We start from the raw sequence: 15,996 nt of genomic DNA, 5'->3' as shown, positions 1-15,996 counted from the left end.
CTAGCAGCGCTGGAACGCGGGGGACATCAACACAAGGCCGATGGCTTCGGATTTGCTTTCGGCGGCTGTGGCCGCGAATGTCACCTCGTCAGAGGCACGGCTGCCCAGCGCCGTTTCGACAAATTCGCGCGGGTCCGGCAGATCGGGGCGCAGCACCTGCGGGCCGGACATGGCCCAACGCACCCGTCCCGACAACCCTTGCGGTGACAGCCACGCCTCGTCCTCTTCCGGCCAGCCATCGGGGCCGCTGAACTTTTGCCAAGTTTGCCCCATCAGCACCATCGGCGTCAGCAACAGGTTGCGCGTTTCACGCTCGTCCAGCTGGATGACAGCAGCCGGATCAACCGCCAGGGCACGCATGGACGAGCCGACAAAGTCCACGGGGCGTTTGATATTGGCCCTCTCTTGCGTCCACGCTGCGGGATGTTCAAGCAATGCGGCATACACCTGCATCAGGTCACCATCTGTTTCCAGATATCGCGCACTTACATGGTCAATCAGCGCAGGATCGGGCGTGTCTGACACAAAATGCACCGCCAGTTTCCACGACAGATGCCGCGCGGTGGCCGGATGCACGGCCAGATCTTCCAGCACAGCGCGCACGGGTTTCATCGAATAGGCATCGGCATAGGTTTTGCCCATGACGGTTTCGGCACCCGGTTCGACATAGTCCTTGCGAAACTTGCGGCCTTGTTTGGGCTGGAACGACAGGCCGGTGAACAGCTCGGCCAATTCGCGCACGTCGTCCTGTGTATAGGGGCCATCGACCCCCAGCGTGTGCAGCTCCATCACCTCGCGGGCCAGGTTTTCGTTCAACCCTGCCGCTTTGCCACGTTTCAGCGCCCGCGCGCTGTCCGGTCCCATTGACCGGTCCTGATCCAGATATTGCAGCATCACCGGGTGGGTTACAGCGCTGATCAACAGATCGGCATAGCGGCCACCGACAAAGGGGCGAATGCCGTCTTCGATATAGGGCGAGGTCGCGCGTCTTATCAGGCCCGCCTTGCCCGTGGCGCTGAAATGGTCGCCCCAGAAATACACCAGCCGTTCAAAGAAACCGGTTTCGGTATACGTGCGGCGCAGCATCGACAGGCCCAGCCAGCGGACCATATCAATGCGGGCGGCTTTTTTCAGCAGATTGCGGTCTTTTCGTGCAACTTTGGCTTCGGGTTTGCCCCGTTTGTCGCGCTGGATGCGGCGCAGCCTGTCGCTTTCAACCATGCGGGCACGAAAGCTGTCAAAGGGTTCAATCTCAAACCGGGCAGCCATCGTGTCGGGGGCGGTGATGCCCGCCAACATCGTCTCGACCGACGTAGCAGGGGCAATGACCGGCGACAGCCCGCAGCCAAAGCGGATTTCGGCAAGTTCAGACTCGAATGCGCGCACAGTGAATTCCCCGCCCATGACCACATTCAATATAGCAAGGGGCGCGCCCATTTGCATCGGCGCGCCCCATCACTTTTTCATCTCAGGCGACGGATCGCCCAAACGTGTATCAGTCTTGCGGAATAACCCGCAGGCCCAGCTCCATCAGCTGATCGCTGGTGGGGTCGGACGGCGCGTTCATCATCAGGTCTTCGGCGCGCTGGTTCATCGGGAACAGGATCACTTCGCGGATGTTCTGTTCGTTCGCCAGCAGCATCACGATGCGGTCAATACCCGCGGCACAACCACCGTGGGGCGGGGCGCCGTATTGAAAGGCGTTGACCATACCGCCAAAGCGTTTGCGCACCTCGGCCTCGTCATAGCCTGCGATTTCAAAGGCTTTGAACATGATTTCCGGGCGGTGGTTCCGAATGGCACCCGACACCAGTTCATAGCCGTTGCAGGCCAGATCGTATTGATAACCCAGCACGTCCAGCGGATCGCCTTGCAGGGCGTCCATACCACCCTGGGGCATCGAGAACGGGTTGTGTTCAAAGTCGATCTTGCCGGTGGTCTCGTCCTTTTCATAGATCGGGAAATCGACGATCCACGCAAAGGCAAAGCGATCCTTGTCGGTCAGGTTCAGTTCGTCACCGATGATGTTACGGGCACGTCCCGCGATGGCTTCGAACTGTTTGGGCTTGCCGCCCAGGAAGAACGCCGCATCGCCCATGCCAAGGCCCAGTTGCTGGCGGATGGCTTCGGTGCGCTCGGGGCCGATGTTCTTGGCCAGCGGGCCGGCCGCTTCCATGCCGCCTTCGACTTCGCCGGATTTCAGCTTGGCCTGGGCCTCTTTCACGGTGATGCCCAGTTCTTGCGCCACGGCATCCGCCGTTTTCTCGCGCCAGAAGATATAGCCCATGCCGGGCAGACCTTCCTTTTGCGCAAATGCGTTCATGCGGTCGCAGAACTTGCGCGACCCGCCCGTGGGCGCGGGAATGGCGCGCACTTCGGTGCCGTCCTGCTCCAGCAGCTTGGCAAAGATGGCGAAACCGGAACCAGCAAAATGTTCGGACACGACCTGCATCTTGATCGGGTTGCGCAGGTCGGGCTTGTCGCTGCCATACCACAGGGCCGCGTCGCGATAGCTGATCTGCTCCCATGTCTGGTCGACTTTGCGACCGCCGCCGAATTCCTCGAAAATGCCGCCGATCACGGGCTGGATCGTGTCGAACACGTCCTGCTGGGTGACAAAGCTCATCTCAAGGTCAAGCTGGTAGAAATCGGTGGGCGACCGGTCGGCACGCGGGTCTTCGTCACGGAAACAGGGCGCGATCTGGAAGTATTTGTCAAAGCCCGAGACCATCAACAGCTGTTTGAACTGCTGGGGGGCCTGCGGAAGCGCATAGAACTTGCCGGGGTGCAGACGCGACGGCACCAGAAAGTCGCGCGCGCCCTCGGGCGACGATGCGGTGATGATCGGTGTCTGATATTCGCGGAATTTTGCGTCCCACATGCGGCGGCGGATCGAGGCGACCACGTCCGAGCGCAGTTTCATGTTGGCTTGCATCTTTTCGCGGCGCAGGTCCAGATAACGGTATTTCAGCCGGGTTTCCTCGGGGTATTCCTGATCGCCAAACACCATCAGCGGCAGTTCGGCGGCGGGGCCAAGCACTTCGACCTCGCGCACGAACACTTCGACCTCGCCGGTGGGGATCTTGGCGTTGACCAGTTCGGGCGCGCGGGCCTTCACTTCGCCGTCAATGCGAATGCACCATTCGCTGCGCAGCTTTTCCACGTCGGCAAAGGCGGCGCTGTCGGGGTCGCACAGAACCTGTGTCACGCCGTAATGGTCGCGCAGGTCGACAAACAGGATGCCCCCGTGATCGCGCACGCGATTGACCCAACCGGACAGGCGGACGGTTTTGCCGACGTCGGCGGCGGTCAGTTCGGCGCAGGTGTGGCTGCGATAGGCGTGCATAATAGGCTCCCGCTCTCTGGGCTGATGATCGGGGCAGATACACCGCCCATGGGGTGGGAAGTCAAGCCGCGCAGACCGCCGCGCGTGGGAAAACCGCGCGGCAATGCCGTTTTACAGGTCTTAACCGAGGGATCGCAGCAATTCCTGCGAGGGTACGCCGGTCGCGGGCAGTCCACGGCTGGACTGATAGGCGCTGATCGCGCTCTGGCTTTTCGGCCCCAGAACGCCGTCGGCCCCGTCGGTGTCAAAGCCTGCGGCGGTCAGCTTGCGTTGCAGCGCCATGCGGTCGTCCTTGGTCAGCCCGTTGGCGTCGGGCGGGAACGATCCGCGCAACGGCCCTGCGCCGCCGATACGGTCGGCCAGATGGCCCACCCCAATCGCGTAGCTGTCCGAGTTGTTGTAGCGTTTGATCGCATTGAAATTCGACGTGACAGCAAAGCTTGGACCACCCGGTTGCGGGGTGATGACGCTGCCCGCAGGTGCGCCCGCGCCCACCTCGCCGCCCCAGCGGGTGCCACGGGACCAGCCGTTGCGTTGCAGGTAGGCGGCGGTCGAGGCCAGCGCGTCGCTGGGGTCCGCCGACCAGATATCGCGGCGGCCATCGCCGGTATAGTCGACGGCAAAGGCCTGATAGGATGTGGGGATGAATTGGGTGTGACCCATGGCCCCGGCCCAGCTTCCTACCATACGGTCGGCAGTAATATCGCCGCTTTGAATGATTTTCAGGGCTGCAACCAGTTGCTTTTCAAAGAACGCGCCGCGCCGCCCGTCATAGGCCAGCGTCGACGTGGCCGAGACAACCGGCACATCGCCCTTACGTTCGCCAAAGAAGCTTTCCAGCCCCCAGATCGCGCAGATGATGGTGCTATCGACGCCATATTTCGCCTCAAGCGCGTTCAGCGTGCTGCCGTGACGCGCATAGGCGGCGCGGCCCTTGGTGACGCGCTCGTCGGAGGCCGCGATGGCAAGGTAATCTTCCAGCGTGCGGCTGAACTCGGTCTGGTTGCGGTCGCGTTTGACCACGCCCGGCAGATAGCCCGCGCCGCGAAAGCCTGAGTTCAGCGTGCTGTCGGAAATGCCCTGCGCGCCTGCGCGGTCGCGGAACGATGCGACCCACTGGCTCCACCCGGCATTCGGCACGGGACGCAGGTCATCGGGCAAGCCGCCCGATGCAACCGACGGGATGCCCGGCATCGTCGTGCCACAGCTTGCAAGGCCCAGCCCTGCGGTCAGTCCAAGTGTGAAATTGCGCCGTGTGATGATCATTTTTCTGCCCTGCCCATTCTTGTTTGGGCATCACCCTAACGCAAAGGTGAACACACGCAATCATCCGCGCACCGCATGTCGGGCGGTACGCGGCGTTTTGCTTAGGGACAGGCTTAGCCGATGATATTCAGCAGCAGTTCGCGCGTGTTTTCTTCGGTCATTTTCACCGGATTGCCGCCGGTGCTGGGGTCGATCAGTGCGCCAGCCACGATGCGGTCTACGTCGGGGTTTTCAACGCCCAGACCCTTCAGCGTCTTGGGAATGCCCATCGACGCATTCAGATCGTCGACAAAGGCGCAGAACCCGTCAAAGCCGCCGTCGATGTCCAGATAGCGCGCGGCCTGTGCGATCCTGGCTTCGATCTCGGGGCGGTTGAATTGCAGCACGGCGGGCATACACACGGCGTTCGTGGTGCCGTGGTGCGTGTGGTAAATCGCGCCAATGGGGTGCGACAAGGCGTGGATCGCGCCCAGCCCCTTTTGGAACGCGGTGGCCCCCATGGCCGCCGCCGACATCATCTGCGCGCGCGCTTCGATGTCGGTGCCGTCCTTGTAGGCACGCGGCAGGTAATCCTTGACCAGCCGCATCCCTTCCAGCGCCATGCCCTGGCTCATCGGGTGATAATGCGGCGAACAGAACGCTTCGACGCAATGGGCAAAGGCATCAAGGCCGGTGCCAGCGGTGATGAACGGCGGCATGCCCACGGTCAATTCGGGGTCGCAGATCACGACACGCGGCAGGATCTTGGGGTGGAAGATGATCTTTTTCTCGGCGGTTTCCGAGTTGGTGATAACCGACGCGCGGCCCACTTCGGACCCGGTGCCTGCGGTGGTGGGCACGGCCACGATCGGGGCAATCGCATCGGCGTCGGCGCGGGTCCACCAGTCGCCGATATCCTCGAAATCCCAGATCGGGCGGCTTTGGCCCGCCAGAAACGCCACGACCTTGCCCAGATCCAGGCCCGAGCCGCCGCCAAAAGCGATCACGCCGTCATGGCCGCCCTCACGGTAGACCGCAACGCCCGCCTGCGCGTTCACTTCGGTCGGGTTCGGGTCCACGTCGGAAAACATCGCGCGGCCCAGACCGGCGGCGTCGATCAGGTCCAGCGTGCGCTGGGTGATGTCCATGCCCGCCAGCCCGCGATCTGTGATCAGCAGCGGCTTGGTGATGCCTGCGGCCATGCAGGCCTCGGCGATCTCGGAAATGCGCCCCGCGCCAAAGCGGATTGCGGTGGGGTAGGACCAATTTGCAGTCAGCGTCATGGGATCAGGCTTTCTTCAGGTGGTAGGATTTGGGACGGGTCAGGTTGTGATAGCCGATGACCGACAGACCGCCACCGCGACCGGTGTCCTTGCAGCCGGTCCAGCACAGCGCCGGATCAAGGTAATCGGCGCGGTTCATGAACACGGTGCCGGTTTCGATCTGGTCGGCAATCGCCTCGGCTCGCGCGGCGTCCTGCGTCCAGACGGATGCCGTCAGCCCGTAGTCGCTGTCATTCATCAGGCGGATCGCTTCGGCGTCGTCCTTGACGGCCATGATGCCAACCACGGGACCAAAGCTTTCCTCGCGCATCACGCGCATGTCGTGGGTCACGTTCGTCAGGATCTGCGGCATCAGGTAGGCGCCGCCATCCTGCGGGAAATCTGCGGGGTCGATGTGGGCCGTGGCCCCTGCGGCAATCGCATCGGCAGTCTGTTCGCGCACGGTGTCGGCAAAGCGCATGTGCGCCATCGGGCCAATGGTGGTTTCCGGGTCCAGCGGATTGCCCAGTTTGTAGCCTTTGACGATTGCGACCGCCTTGGCGACAAAATCATCAAACAATGCCTCGGCCACATAGATCCGTTCGATCCCGCAGCAGCATTGCCCCGAGTTGAACATCGCCCCGTCAATCAGCGTGTCGGCAGCGGCCTGCACGTCGGCGTCATCACAGACATATCCCGGGTCCTTGCCGCCCAGCTCCAGCCCGACGCCGGTGAATGTGCCAGCGGCGGCGGTTTCAATGGCGCGGCCCCCGCCGACCGAACCGGTGAAGTTCACGAAACCAAAGGATTTCGCCGCAATCAGGTCCGAAGTGGTCTGGTGGTCCAGAAACACGTTCTGGAACACATCATCGGGGATCCCGGCGGCGTGGAACGCCTCGGCCATACGCTCACCCACAAGCGGGGTTTGGCTGGCGTGTTTCAGCATCACCGCGTTGCCCGCGATCAGCGCGGGCGCGACGGTGTTGATCGCCGTCATATAGGGATAGTTCCACGGTGCCACGACCAGCACGACGCCATGCGGCACCCGCTTGATCACGCGGCGGAATGTATCGCTGTCCTCAACCACAATATCGGCCAGCGCGTCCTGCGCGATGTCGGCCATATAGGTGGCGCGTTCGTTAAAGCCGCCGAATTCCCCGCCATAGCGCACGGGGCGGCCCATCTGGTGCGCCAGCTCCGGTACGATGGCGTCATTCATCGCCCCCACACTGGCCACGCCGTCCTGGACCAGCGCAATGCGCTCGGCCAGCGGGCGTGCAGCCCATGCGGCTTGGGCAGCCTTTGCACGCGCAACAGCAGCCGCAGCGTCAGATGCGCCCAGCGGCGTGCGCTCGGCGTAGACCGATCCGTCGATCGGCGAAATACAGGTAATCATGGTCAGGCCCTTTCAAATCCGCGCGCGATTTCCCAATCGGTCACGACGCGGTCAAACTCTTCCTGCTCCCATTCGGCGCATCGGGTGTAATGGTCAATCACATCGTCCCCGAATGCCTTCCGAAGGAAAGCGGATTTTCGCAAGGTCTCGGTCGCCGCCCGCAGGGTCTGCGGAATGTCGGCGGCCTTGGCGTCTTCGTACACGTCGCCGCGCGTCGGCGGCGACAGTTCCATCTTGTCCTCGATCCCCTTGATCCCTGCGGCCAGCATCGCGGCCTGCGCCAGATAGGGATTCAGATCCGAGCCACCGATACGGCATTCGACCCGCACCCCCTTGGTCTCGGCCCCGCACAGACGGAAACCCGCGGTGCGGTTGTCGATGGACCAGACGGTTTTGGTGGGGGCAAAGGTGCCTTTGGCAAAGCGTTTGTAGCTGTTCACGTAAGGAGCGAGGAAAAACGTGTAATCCGGCGCATAGGCGATCAGCCCGGCCATATAGTTTTTCATCAGTTCAGACATGCCCAGATCGGCATCCTTGTCGAAAAACGCGGGCGTCTCGCCTTGCCACAGCGATTGGTGCACGTGGCTGGAGCTGCCGACGCGGTCATGGTGCCACTTGGGCAGGAAAGACGCGGCACGCCCGTGCTGCCATGCAATTTCCTTGATCGCGTGTTTCGCGATGCTGTGGTGGTCGGCGCAATCCAGCGCGGGAGCATAGCGGATGTTCAGCTCTTCCTGCCCGGCTTCGGCCTCGCCCTTGGAGTTCTCGATGGGCAGACCTGCGGCGTAAAGATGGTTGCGGATCGGGCGCATCACGCCCTCTTCCTTGGTGGTCTGGAAGATGTTGTAATCTTCGTTATAGCCGCTGATCGGGGTCAGGTCGCGGAAGCCGCTGGCGCGGATTTCGTCCAGGCTTTTCTCGAACAGGAAAAACTCCAGCTCGGTCGCCATCTTCGCGTCAAAGCCCAGATCGCGCAGCCGCGCCACCTGCTTCTTCAGGATCGCACGCGGATCGTGGGGCACAGGGGCGTGGGTGTGATGGTCCAGCACATCGCACAGCACCAGCGCGGTGCCTTCCAGCCACGGCACTGTGCGCAGCGTGGTCAGGTCGGGCGCCATGACATAGTCGCCATAGCCGGTTTGCCAGCTGGTCGAGGCATAGCCATCCGGCGTGGCCATTTCCAGATCGGTGGCCAGCAGGTAGTTGCAACAATGGGTCTCTTTGAACGAGGTTTCCACGAAGTTGACCGCATGAAACCGCTTGCCCATCAAACGGCCCTGCATGTCCACAAAACAGGCCAGCACCGTGTCGATGCTGCCGTCGGTGACGCGGGATTTCAGGTCATCAAAGCTAAGGTTGCCGGGCATGTCGGTGTCCTGTGGTTAAAGTGCGTGTGGCGGGCGCCCCGATGGGCCGCCCGCGTGTATTTGGAATAAGATCGACTTAGCCGAAGCTGTAGGGCGGGCCCGCCTTGTCGATCACGTCGTTATAATCGCGGAAGATCTGGACGATCTTGGCGTTCACTTCGCCCTCTTGGGCGACCTCGTCCCAGAAGACCTTGGCCGCGTCTTCGACGACTTTCCATTCCTCTTGCGGGATCGACCGCAGTTGCAGCTTGTCGCCCTTGGCGCGCAGCGACGCCTCGCCGCCCCAATACCACTGGTTGCGATAGGTATGACCGGCTTCGATGCCCGCCATCACGATGGCTTTCAGATGCTCGGGCAGATCCGCCCAGCGGCCTTCGTTGACAAAGAACGACCCGATCCATGCGCCCGAGATGTTGTTGGTCAGGAAATAGTCGGTCACGTTGGCCCAGCCGACGGTGTAATCCTCGGTGATGCCGGACCACGCCATACCGTCCAGCTCGCCCGTCTGAACCGCGACTTCGGCGTCTTCATAGGGGATCGAAACCGGCACAACGCCGAACTGGGTCAGGAAACGGCCCGCTGTGGGGAAGGTGTACAGCTTCAGCCCGTCCAAATCAGCCAGCGATGTGACCTCTTTCTTGGTGTTGAAGTTGCACGGGTCCTGCCCCGCGGCTGACAGCCATGTCACGCCAACCTTGGCGTATTCCTCGCGCCAGATGTCGGCCAGACCGTATTGATTGAACAGCACCGGCACATCCAACGAATGTTTGGTGGCCAGCGGGAAGTAACCGCCGAACTGCTGCAAGGGCGTGGGCGACGCCATGCTGTCGTCGTCCGAATGTACGGCGTCGATGGTGCCGCGTTGCAGGGCCTGGAACAACTCGCCAGTGGGGACGATCTGGTCGGCATAGAACAGCTCGATCTCAAGCTCGCCGTTGGCAGCCGTGTTGATATAGTCGATGACAGGCTTGGTCACATGCTCGCCCAGCGCGGCACCGGCATAGGTCTGGAACCGCCACTTGATGGTGTCCTGCGCCCGGACGATGGCTGGGGCGGCAAGGCTGGCCGCGCCGCCAAGGGCTGCGGTGCGGATGAAATTGCGTCTCGTCGTCATGTCTCTTCTCCTTGTTAAGTTTGGGTGCACCGTTTGCGGTGTCTGTTATCAGTTTGCGTAGACGTAATTGGGCAGCCACAGGGCAATCTGGGGGAAGGCCATGACCATCACCAGCGCCCCCACCATGACCAGCACAAAGGGTGCGATAGACCCGTAAATATCGCGCAACGTGATCTCGGGCGGGGCCATGGCCCGCATCAGGAACAGGTTATAGCCGAAGGGCGGCGTCATGTAAGCGATCTGGCAGGTGATCGTGTACAGGATTCCGTACCAGACCAGATCAAAACCCAATGCCCCCACCAGCGGCACATACAAGGGTGCCACGATCACCAGCATGGCCGTATCATCCAGAAACATGCCCATCAGGATAAAGCTGAGCTGCATCAAAATCAGGATCACCCACGGGCTTAGTCCCAGCCGTTCCGTGAACAGGCTTTCAATCGCCTTGACCGCGCCCAATCCGTCAAACACAGCGCCAAAGGCCAGTGCCGCCAGAATGATCCACATGAACATGCAGGTAATGCCCAGCGTCTTGCGCACCGAATTCTCGAACACCTGACGCGTCATCCGCCCCTTGAGAACGGCCGCCACAAACGCGGCAATCGCCCCGATGGCCGAGCTTTCCACCAGCGAGGTCCAGCCTTTGACAAAGGGGAACATCATCACGCCAAAGATCACCAGCGGCAGCAGCCCCGCACGCAGCAAAGCCAGTTTTTCACGACGCGGCATTGCCCGGTCTTCGGCACTCAGGGTCGGTCCAAGGCTGGGGTTCCACCAGCAGCGGATGGCGATATAGGCGATGAACATCGCCGCCATCATCAGCCCCGGAATTACACCTGCCAGCCACAGCTGGCCCACCGGTTGCCGCGCGATCATCGCATACAGCACCAGCACCACGGATGGCGGCACCAGAATACCCAGCGACGATCCCGCCTGAATAACCCCTGTCACCATGCGTTTGTCATAGCCGCGTTTCAACAGCTCGGGCAGCGCGATCGTGGCGCCGATGGCCATGCCGGCCACGCTGAGACCGTTCATCGCGGAAATCAGCACCATCAGCCCGATGGTGCCCACGGCCAGCCCGCCGCGCAGGCCACCCATCCAGACGTGGAACATCTTGTACAGATCATCGGCGATCTTCGATTCCGACAGAACGTAGCCCATAAAGATGAACATCGGCAGCGTCAGCAGCGGATACCATTTCATCAGCTTCATCGCGGCGGAAAACCCGATGTCATAGCCGCCCTTGTCGCCCCACAACAGCAGGGCCGCAACGACAGCAACAAAACCGATGGCACCGAACACGCGCTGGCCGGTCATCAGCATCAGCATCATCGTCGAGAACATCAGGGTGGCGATCAATTCATATGACATCAGATCGTCTGACCCCTCAGCCGCAGGACATCTTTGCAAAGCTCGGAAAGGCACTGCAAAATCATCAGGAAAAAGCCCACGATCATCACGACCTTGACGGGCCAAAGATAGGGTCGCCAGGCAGACGACGATTGTTCAAGGCGTCCGATTTCTTCCGATCCGGTCAGCAGCCCGGCAAAAAAGGACAGCGGTTCGGTCTTCCAGTAGCCCAGCGAATAGGCGGTTGAACCGATGGCACCATATAGCAACACAACTAGGTAGAAGATCAGAAACAGCACGGTGATCATATCCATCCATGCTTTCTTGCGGTCGGACCATTCGCCATACAGCAGGTCCATGCGCACATGGTCACCCATCTGCATCGAATAGGGGCCGCCCAGCACGTAATAGCCAACCATGACAAATTGGGCCATTTCCAGCGTCCACAGCGACGGCACGAAGAACACCTTGCTAAAGGTCGACCACAGCAGAACCGCCATAAGGGCGAAAATGCCGTACATCATGATGCGGCCCAGCCGGTAATTGAACCCGTCTACCCTGCGGATAAAACCGCGCATCAAGCTGTGCATCTGACACCCTCTGCTTTCATCAGGGCACAGGCATCGGCCAGCCATTCGGCCAGCATATCGCCCATGCGCTGTTGCTGCGTTTTGGTCTGGATAAGATCGTTGCGCACTTCGATCATCACACAGGGATGGCCGTGTGCCGTGCCGTGCACCTGCAAGGTATGGGTCACCCCGTCGGCAGGGCCATAGGGTTCGTTGCGCTGCACGGTGGTGCCGGTGTGCGCCGCTGCCGTGTCCAGCATGGCATCGGCCAGCCGCGTGTCGCTGTCATGCAATACGCCAACCTCGACCACGCGCGGGACGCCGTTGAAGACCGGCGTGAAACTGTGGATCGTGACCAGAACAGGCGCGGGCTTGTCTGCCACCACCTGTGCCAACGCATCACGGAATGGAACGTAATAGGTCGCGGCGCGCTCGGTGCGGTCCTGCGCGCTCAGGTTTGCATTTCCCGGCACATCGAACACTTCGCTTTTGGCTGGCATCGCCCCCGGCGCTTCGGGCGGGCGGTTGCAATCATAGACCAGACGCGACACGCAACTGGCCACCAACGTTGCATCCAGCCGGAACGACATCCGCTCGGCCACGCCCAGTGCGCCCGGATCCCAGGCGGCATGGCTCTCCCTGGCCGCATTCGTCAGGCCCAGCCCCTCCAGCGTTTCGGGGATGAAACAAGATGCATGTTCGCAGACCAGAACGACAGGCGAAGCCCCTGCCGCATTGATTGTCTGTACTGCCGTCACTGAATTCTTGCCTGCGTCTGTCATGGCACCCCCTGCTCACAAAGTGCTTGCCACCGTCGCCATCTGTCAACAGAATTGTGAAAAATATTCCTCAGTCTTCTCTTGTGTGAAAATTTTTCGATCAAAAAGGGGGCGCCAGTGTCGTCAAACGCACATACGATTTCCGACCGCATCCAGCAAAAGCTGGACGATCTGACCCGTGCCGAACGGCAGCTGGCGCATTCAATTCTGGAAAATTACCCGATTTCGGGCCTTGGACCGCTGACCGAACTGGCGCAAGACGCCAACGTGTCGGGCCCCACCGTAGCGCGCATGGTGCAAAAACTGGGGTTCAAAGGGTACGCCGAATTTCAGGCCGAACTGCGCGAGGAACTGCGCGCCAAGGTCAAGGGGCCGATTGCCAAACATGACACCTGGGCCGAAAGCGCGCCTTCGGGGCATATCCTGAACACCTTTACCGATGCCGTGATCGACAACATCCGTCACACGCTGGGCCAGATCGACCCCAAAGCCTTTGACAGTGCCTGTTCCATGGTGGGCGATCCTGCGCACCACCTGTATATCGTCGGCGGGCGGGTGACGCACACGCTGGCCGAATATCTGTTCCTGCACATGCAGGTGATCCGCCCCAACATCACACATGTGCAATCCACATCGAACGCCTGGCCGCACTATCTGCTGGATGTTGAACCCGGCGATGTCTTTGTCATCTTTGACGTGCGGCGCTACGAAAACAACACGTTGAAGCTGGCCGAAATGGCCCACGCGCAGGGCGCGCGGATCGTTCTGTTTACGGATCAATGGCGCTCGCCGGTGCATCAGCTGGCCGACATCAGTTTCAGCAGCCGCATCGAGGTGCCCTCGGCCTGGGATTCGGCGGCGGCCACCATGCTGCTGACCGAAACGATGATTTCAGCCGTGCAAAACCTGCGCTGGGACAGCACCAAGGGCCGCATGGAAGAGCTGGAAGCGATGTTCGACCAGACCAAGCTGTTCCGCAAATTCACCTGACTGCCTGAAAAACAGGCAATGGGACCGTGACGGGTTGCAGGCTTGTCAGCCAGACCGCACACTGGCTGCAAATGCCGCAACCGCTTCCTCTTCTTGTCTTTAGCGATCTCGACGGCACGTTGATTTCGCATGACACATACCGGTGGGACGCCGCCCGCCCGGCGCTGACGCGCCTGCGCAACCTTGGTGCAGGGGTGGTGCTGGCCAGCAGCAAAACGGCGCCTGAAATCATCGGATTGCGGTCTGACATGGGGCTGACCGACTGGCCCGCCATCGTGGAAAACGGCGCGGGAGTTCTGGCAGCCTGTGCCACCGGAACGCCGCCAGACACCGACTACCGGCGGCTGCGCGACATGCTGGGCCAATTGCCCGAAGATCTGCGCGCACCTTTCCAAGGATTTGGCGATCTCAGCACCGAAGGGGTCGCAGACATCACCGGCCTGCCCTCGCCCGATGCACAAAACGCCAGGAAACGTGCCTTTTCCGAACCCGGGCTGTGGCACGGGACCGACGCCCAGCGCGCCGCGTTTCTGGCGGCACTTGGACAACACGGCATATCCGCCCGCGAAGGGGGCCGGTTTCTGACCCTGTCCTTTGGCCAGACCAAGGCCGACCGCATGGCCGAGATCACCGCCACATTCCGCCCGCAGGTCACGCTGGCACTGGGCGACGCCCCGAACGACATCGAAATGCTGCAAACCGCCGATTACGGCGTGATCGTCGCCAATCCGCACCGCACACCACTGCCCCCGCTTGAAACCGAGGCGACCGGGCGCATCCAGCGCAGCACGTTGATCGGCCCCCAAGGCTGGAACCGTGCGGTGCTGGATTTCATTGACCAGTTGAACATCTGAACAAGGACGCCGCGCATGACAGACTTTCACCAGAACGGGAACGTGGCCACGCTGCACAATCTGCGAACACGGTCGCTGGATGAAATGACCTACGAGCTTGAGACCTTTGCCCAGTCGCGCAAGATTTCGTTGATCCTGCCCTGCCTGTATTCCGAGCTGGAAACCGACGCGATGCCGCTGATTTTGGATGAATTGTCCAAGGTCACATATCTGCACCGCATCATCATCGGTCTGGACCGCGCCGACGAGGCGCAGTTTCGCCATGCTCAGCAGTTTTTCAAAGGGCTGAACCAGAACCATATTGTCATCTGGAACGACAGCCCTCGCATGCAAGAGCTGGGCGCGCGCCTTGAGACACTGGGACTTGCGCCGATGGAGCAGGGCAAGGGCAAGAACGTGTGGTCTTCGCTGGGCTATCTGATCGGCTGCGAGGACAGTTCGGTGATGGCGATCCACGATTGCGACATCGTCACCTATACCAATGAAATGCTGGCGCGGCTGGTCTATCCGGTGGCCAATCCGACCTTTCCCTATCAGGTGGCCAAGGGGTTCTATTCCCGCGTCGGTCAGGGCAAGCTGAACGGTCGGGTGACCCGATTGCTGGTCAGCCCGCTGTTGATCGCGCTGAAACGGGTGATCGGGGACCGCGATTATATCGACTACCTGCGCAGCTTTCGTTACCCGCTGTCGGGTGAATTCGCCATGCGCACCAGCATCTTGCCCGATCTGCGCATCCCGTCAGACTGGGGGCTGGAAATAGGCGTGCTGTCCGAAGCCTGGCGCAATCTGGCCCCCAAAGCCGTCTGTCAGGTCGAGATTGCCGACAATTATGACCACAAACATCAGGATATGAGCGCCGAAGACGCCAGTGCCGGCCTGAGCCGTATGTCCACCGACATCTGCAAGGCGATCTTCCGCAAACTGGCCGCCGATGGGACTGTCTTTACGCCCAACGTGTTCCGCACCCTCAAGGCCACTTATTACCGTTGCGCACTGGATCTGCTGGAAGCCTATTACAATGATGCGCAGATGAACGGGCTGACCATCGACAGGCATAAGGAAGAACAGGGGATCGAACTGTTTGCCGAAAACATCATGCGCGCGGGCCAGACGTTTCTGGACAACCCGCACGAGACACCGTTTATCCCCACATGGAACAGGGTCCATGCCGCCGACGCCAGTTTTCTGGCCGACTTGCGCGCCGCCGCCCAGGCAGACGAACGCGAGTTTGACAGCTAGAACCAGGGTGGCCCGACAGGATCAGCGGCCTGTCACTTTTTGCGAAGATACGCCCACGACACATGCCCCTTGAGCGAACGCGCGGCTTTCAGGGACACTTCGCACCAGCGCGTGCCGCCGGTCTGCGTACAGCTGTGAACCCGCAGGATGGTGCCGTTCGGCAAACCCAGAATCACCTTGTAGCCAACCCCCGGCCCCGCGCGCATTTTCAGCATGTCGCTGTCTTCGACACCCGCCACTTCATAGTCTCCGAACCACGCAGCCGCTGCCGGCTGACCGCTTAGAAAGATGCCCAGCACACATGATGCCAGCGCGACAAAGATGGCTTTTCCCATCGTTTTCTCCTGTTTTTGCCTCGGTCTTATTCGTAAACATTCAGGCCGCCAAAAGGAACAGCCCGCAGTGACCCGCTGCGCATTATCAGACACGAACAGCGCGCAATACGCGCCGGAAACCGCTTTCTTTTGCTGCCACCGGGGCCT

At 61.1% G+C, this 15,996-nt stretch carries 14 protein-coding genes; 3 read left to right on the top strand and 11 right to left on the bottom strand.

Features of this window, described 5'->3' with window-relative positions; genetic code table 11:
* From DSM107133_RS01925 to DSM107133_RS01880, 10 genes are all read right to left on the bottom strand, one after another.
* Positions 1 to 1,437 (bottom strand): DUF1800 domain-containing protein, encoded by a 1,437-nt coding sequence (locus tag DSM107133_RS01925; protein ID WP_240310567.1) that lies wholly within the window; start codon positions 1,435 to 1,437, stop codon positions 1 to 3.
* 58 nt (positions 1,438 to 1,495) lie between these two features.
* Positions 1,496 to 3,346, bottom strand: a complete 1,851-nt coding sequence (gene aspS / locus DSM107133_RS01920; RefSeq protein WP_114294052.1) for an aspartate--tRNA ligase — start codon at positions 3,344 to 3,346, stop codon at positions 1,496 to 1,498.
* A 120-nt stretch (positions 3,347 to 3,466) separates the two neighbouring features.
* On the bottom strand, positions 3,467 to 4,612 hold the full coding sequence (locus DSM107133_RS01915; protein WP_114294053.1) for a lytic murein transglycosylase: 1,146 nt from the start codon (positions 4,610 to 4,612) through the stop codon (positions 3,467 to 3,469).
* 113 nt (positions 4,613 to 4,725) lie between these two features.
* The gene (locus DSM107133_RS01910; RefSeq protein ID WP_114294054.1) at positions 4,726 to 5,874 is read right to left on the bottom strand and encodes an iron-containing alcohol dehydrogenase; all 1,149 of its coding nucleotides are present in this window, start codon (positions 5,872 to 5,874) and stop codon (positions 4,726 to 4,728) included.
* A 4-nt stretch (positions 5,875 to 5,878) separates the two neighbouring features.
* Positions 5,879 to 7,249: an aldehyde dehydrogenase family protein gene (locus DSM107133_RS01905; protein WP_114294055.1), complete on the bottom strand. Its 1,371-nt coding sequence runs from the start codon at positions 7,247 to 7,249 to the stop codon at positions 5,879 to 5,881.
* 2 nt (positions 7,250 to 7,251) lie between these two features.
* On the bottom strand, positions 7,252 to 8,616 hold the full coding sequence (locus tag DSM107133_RS01900) for a glutamine synthetase family protein (RefSeq protein ID WP_114294056.1): 1,365 nt from the start codon (positions 8,614 to 8,616) through the stop codon (positions 7,252 to 7,254).
* Positions 8,617 to 8,692: 76 nt separating this feature from the next.
* Positions 8,693 to 9,730, bottom strand: a complete 1,038-nt coding sequence (locus DSM107133_RS01895) for a TRAP transporter substrate-binding protein (RefSeq protein WP_028955184.1) — start codon at positions 9,728 to 9,730, stop codon at positions 8,693 to 8,695.
* Positions 9,731 to 9,778: 48 nt separating this feature from the next.
* The gene (locus tag DSM107133_RS01890) at positions 9,779 to 11,104 is read right to left on the bottom strand and encodes a TRAP transporter large permease subunit (protein ID WP_114294057.1); all 1,326 of its coding nucleotides are present in this window, start codon (positions 11,102 to 11,104) and stop codon (positions 9,779 to 9,781) included.
* Positions 11,104 to 11,673, bottom strand: coding sequence for a TRAP transporter small permease subunit (locus tag DSM107133_RS01885; protein WP_114294058.1), 570 nt, complete (start codon positions 11,671 to 11,673; stop codon positions 11,104 to 11,106). The genes DSM107133_RS01890 and DSM107133_RS01885 overlap by 1 nt, the downstream gene beginning before the upstream one ends.
* Complete coding sequence (locus tag DSM107133_RS01880) at positions 11,661 to 12,434, bottom strand: N-formylglutamate amidohydrolase (protein ID WP_114294059.1); 774 nt, start codon at positions 12,432 to 12,434, stop codon at positions 11,661 to 11,663. Before DSM107133_RS01880 ends, DSM107133_RS01885 begins: the two co-directional genes overlap by 13 nt.
* A 114-nt stretch (positions 12,435 to 12,548) precedes the next feature.
* Between DSM107133_RS01880 and DSM107133_RS01875 the strand changes: the two genes are divergently transcribed.
* The 3 genes from DSM107133_RS01875 (at position 12,549) to DSM107133_RS01865 (ending at position 15,514) form a co-directional block, all read left to right on the top strand.
* Complete coding sequence (locus DSM107133_RS01875) at positions 12,549 to 13,421, top strand: MurR/RpiR family transcriptional regulator (protein WP_114294171.1); 873 nt, start codon at positions 12,549 to 12,551, stop codon at positions 13,419 to 13,421.
* A 71-nt stretch (positions 13,422 to 13,492) separates the two neighbouring features.
* Positions 13,493 to 14,275 (top strand): HAD-IIB family hydrolase, encoded by a 783-nt coding sequence (locus tag DSM107133_RS01870; protein WP_114294060.1) that lies wholly within the window; start codon positions 13,493 to 13,495, stop codon positions 14,273 to 14,275.
* A 15-nt stretch (positions 14,276 to 14,290) separates the two neighbouring features.
* Positions 14,291 to 15,514: a glycosyl transferase gene (locus DSM107133_RS01865; RefSeq protein ID WP_114294061.1), complete on the top strand. Its 1,224-nt coding sequence runs from the start codon at positions 14,291 to 14,293 to the stop codon at positions 15,512 to 15,514.
* 32 nt (positions 15,515 to 15,546) lie between these two features.
* Here the strand turns inward: DSM107133_RS01865 and DSM107133_RS01860 are convergent, their stop codons facing one another.
* Complete coding sequence (locus DSM107133_RS01860; RefSeq protein ID WP_114294062.1) at positions 15,547 to 15,849, bottom strand: SH3 domain-containing protein; 303 nt, start codon at positions 15,847 to 15,849, stop codon at positions 15,547 to 15,549.
* Positions 15,850 to 15,996 lie beyond the last annotated feature (147 nt).

Source organism: Pseudosulfitobacter sp. DSM 107133 (genome assembly GCF_022788695.1).
Taxonomy (GTDB): Bacteria; Pseudomonadota; Alphaproteobacteria; order Rhodobacterales; family Rhodobacteraceae; genus Pseudosulfitobacter.
The sequence above is the reverse complement of the archived record's forward strand: the minus strand, read 5'-3'. Positions and strand labels throughout refer to the sequence as shown.

Bases quoted from the DNA above. Each gene is read 5' to 3' on its own strand.
- DSM107133_RS01925 (WP_240310567.1), bottom strand. From the start codon at position 1,437: ATGGGCGCGCCCCTTGCTATATTGAATGTGGTCATGGGCGGGGAATTC.
- aspS (WP_114294052.1), bottom strand. From the start codon at position 3,346: ATGCACGCCTATCGCAGCCACACCTGCGCCGAACTGACCGCCGCCGAC.
- DSM107133_RS01915 (WP_114294053.1), bottom strand. From the start codon at position 4,612: ATGATCATCACACGGCGCAATTTCACACTTGGACTGACCGCAGGGCTG.
- DSM107133_RS01910 (WP_114294054.1), bottom strand. From the start codon at position 5,874: ATGACGCTGACTGCAAATTGGTCCTACCCCACCGCAATCCGCTTTGGC.
- DSM107133_RS01905 (WP_114294055.1), bottom strand. From the start codon at position 7,249: ATGATTACCTGTATTTCGCCGATCGACGGATCGGTCTACGCCGAGCGC.
- DSM107133_RS01900 (WP_114294056.1), bottom strand. From the start codon at position 8,616: ATGCCCGGCAACCTTAGCTTTGATGACCTGAAATCCCGCGTCACCGAC.
- DSM107133_RS01895 (WP_028955184.1), bottom strand. From the start codon at position 9,730: ATGACGACGAGACGCAATTTCATCCGCACCGCAGCCCTTGGCGGCGCG.
- DSM107133_RS01890 (WP_114294057.1), bottom strand. From the start codon at position 11,104: ATGTCATATGAATTGATCGCCACCCTGATGTTCTCGACGATGATGCTG.
- DSM107133_RS01885 (WP_114294058.1), bottom strand. From the start codon at position 11,673: ATGCACAGCTTGATGCGCGGTTTTATCCGCAGGGTAGACGGGTTCAAT.
- DSM107133_RS01880 (WP_114294059.1), bottom strand. From the start codon at position 12,434: ATGACAGACGCAGGCAAGAATTCAGTGACGGCAGTACAGACAATCAAT.
- DSM107133_RS01870 (WP_114294060.1), top strand. From the start codon at position 13,493: ATGCCGCAACCGCTTCCTCTTCTTGTCTTTAGCGATCTCGACGGCACG.
- DSM107133_RS01865 (WP_114294061.1), top strand. From the start codon at position 14,291: ATGACAGACTTTCACCAGAACGGGAACGTGGCCACGCTGCACAATCTG.
- DSM107133_RS01860 (WP_114294062.1), bottom strand. From the start codon at position 15,849: ATGGGAAAAGCCATCTTTGTCGCGCTGGCATCATGTGTGCTGGGCATC.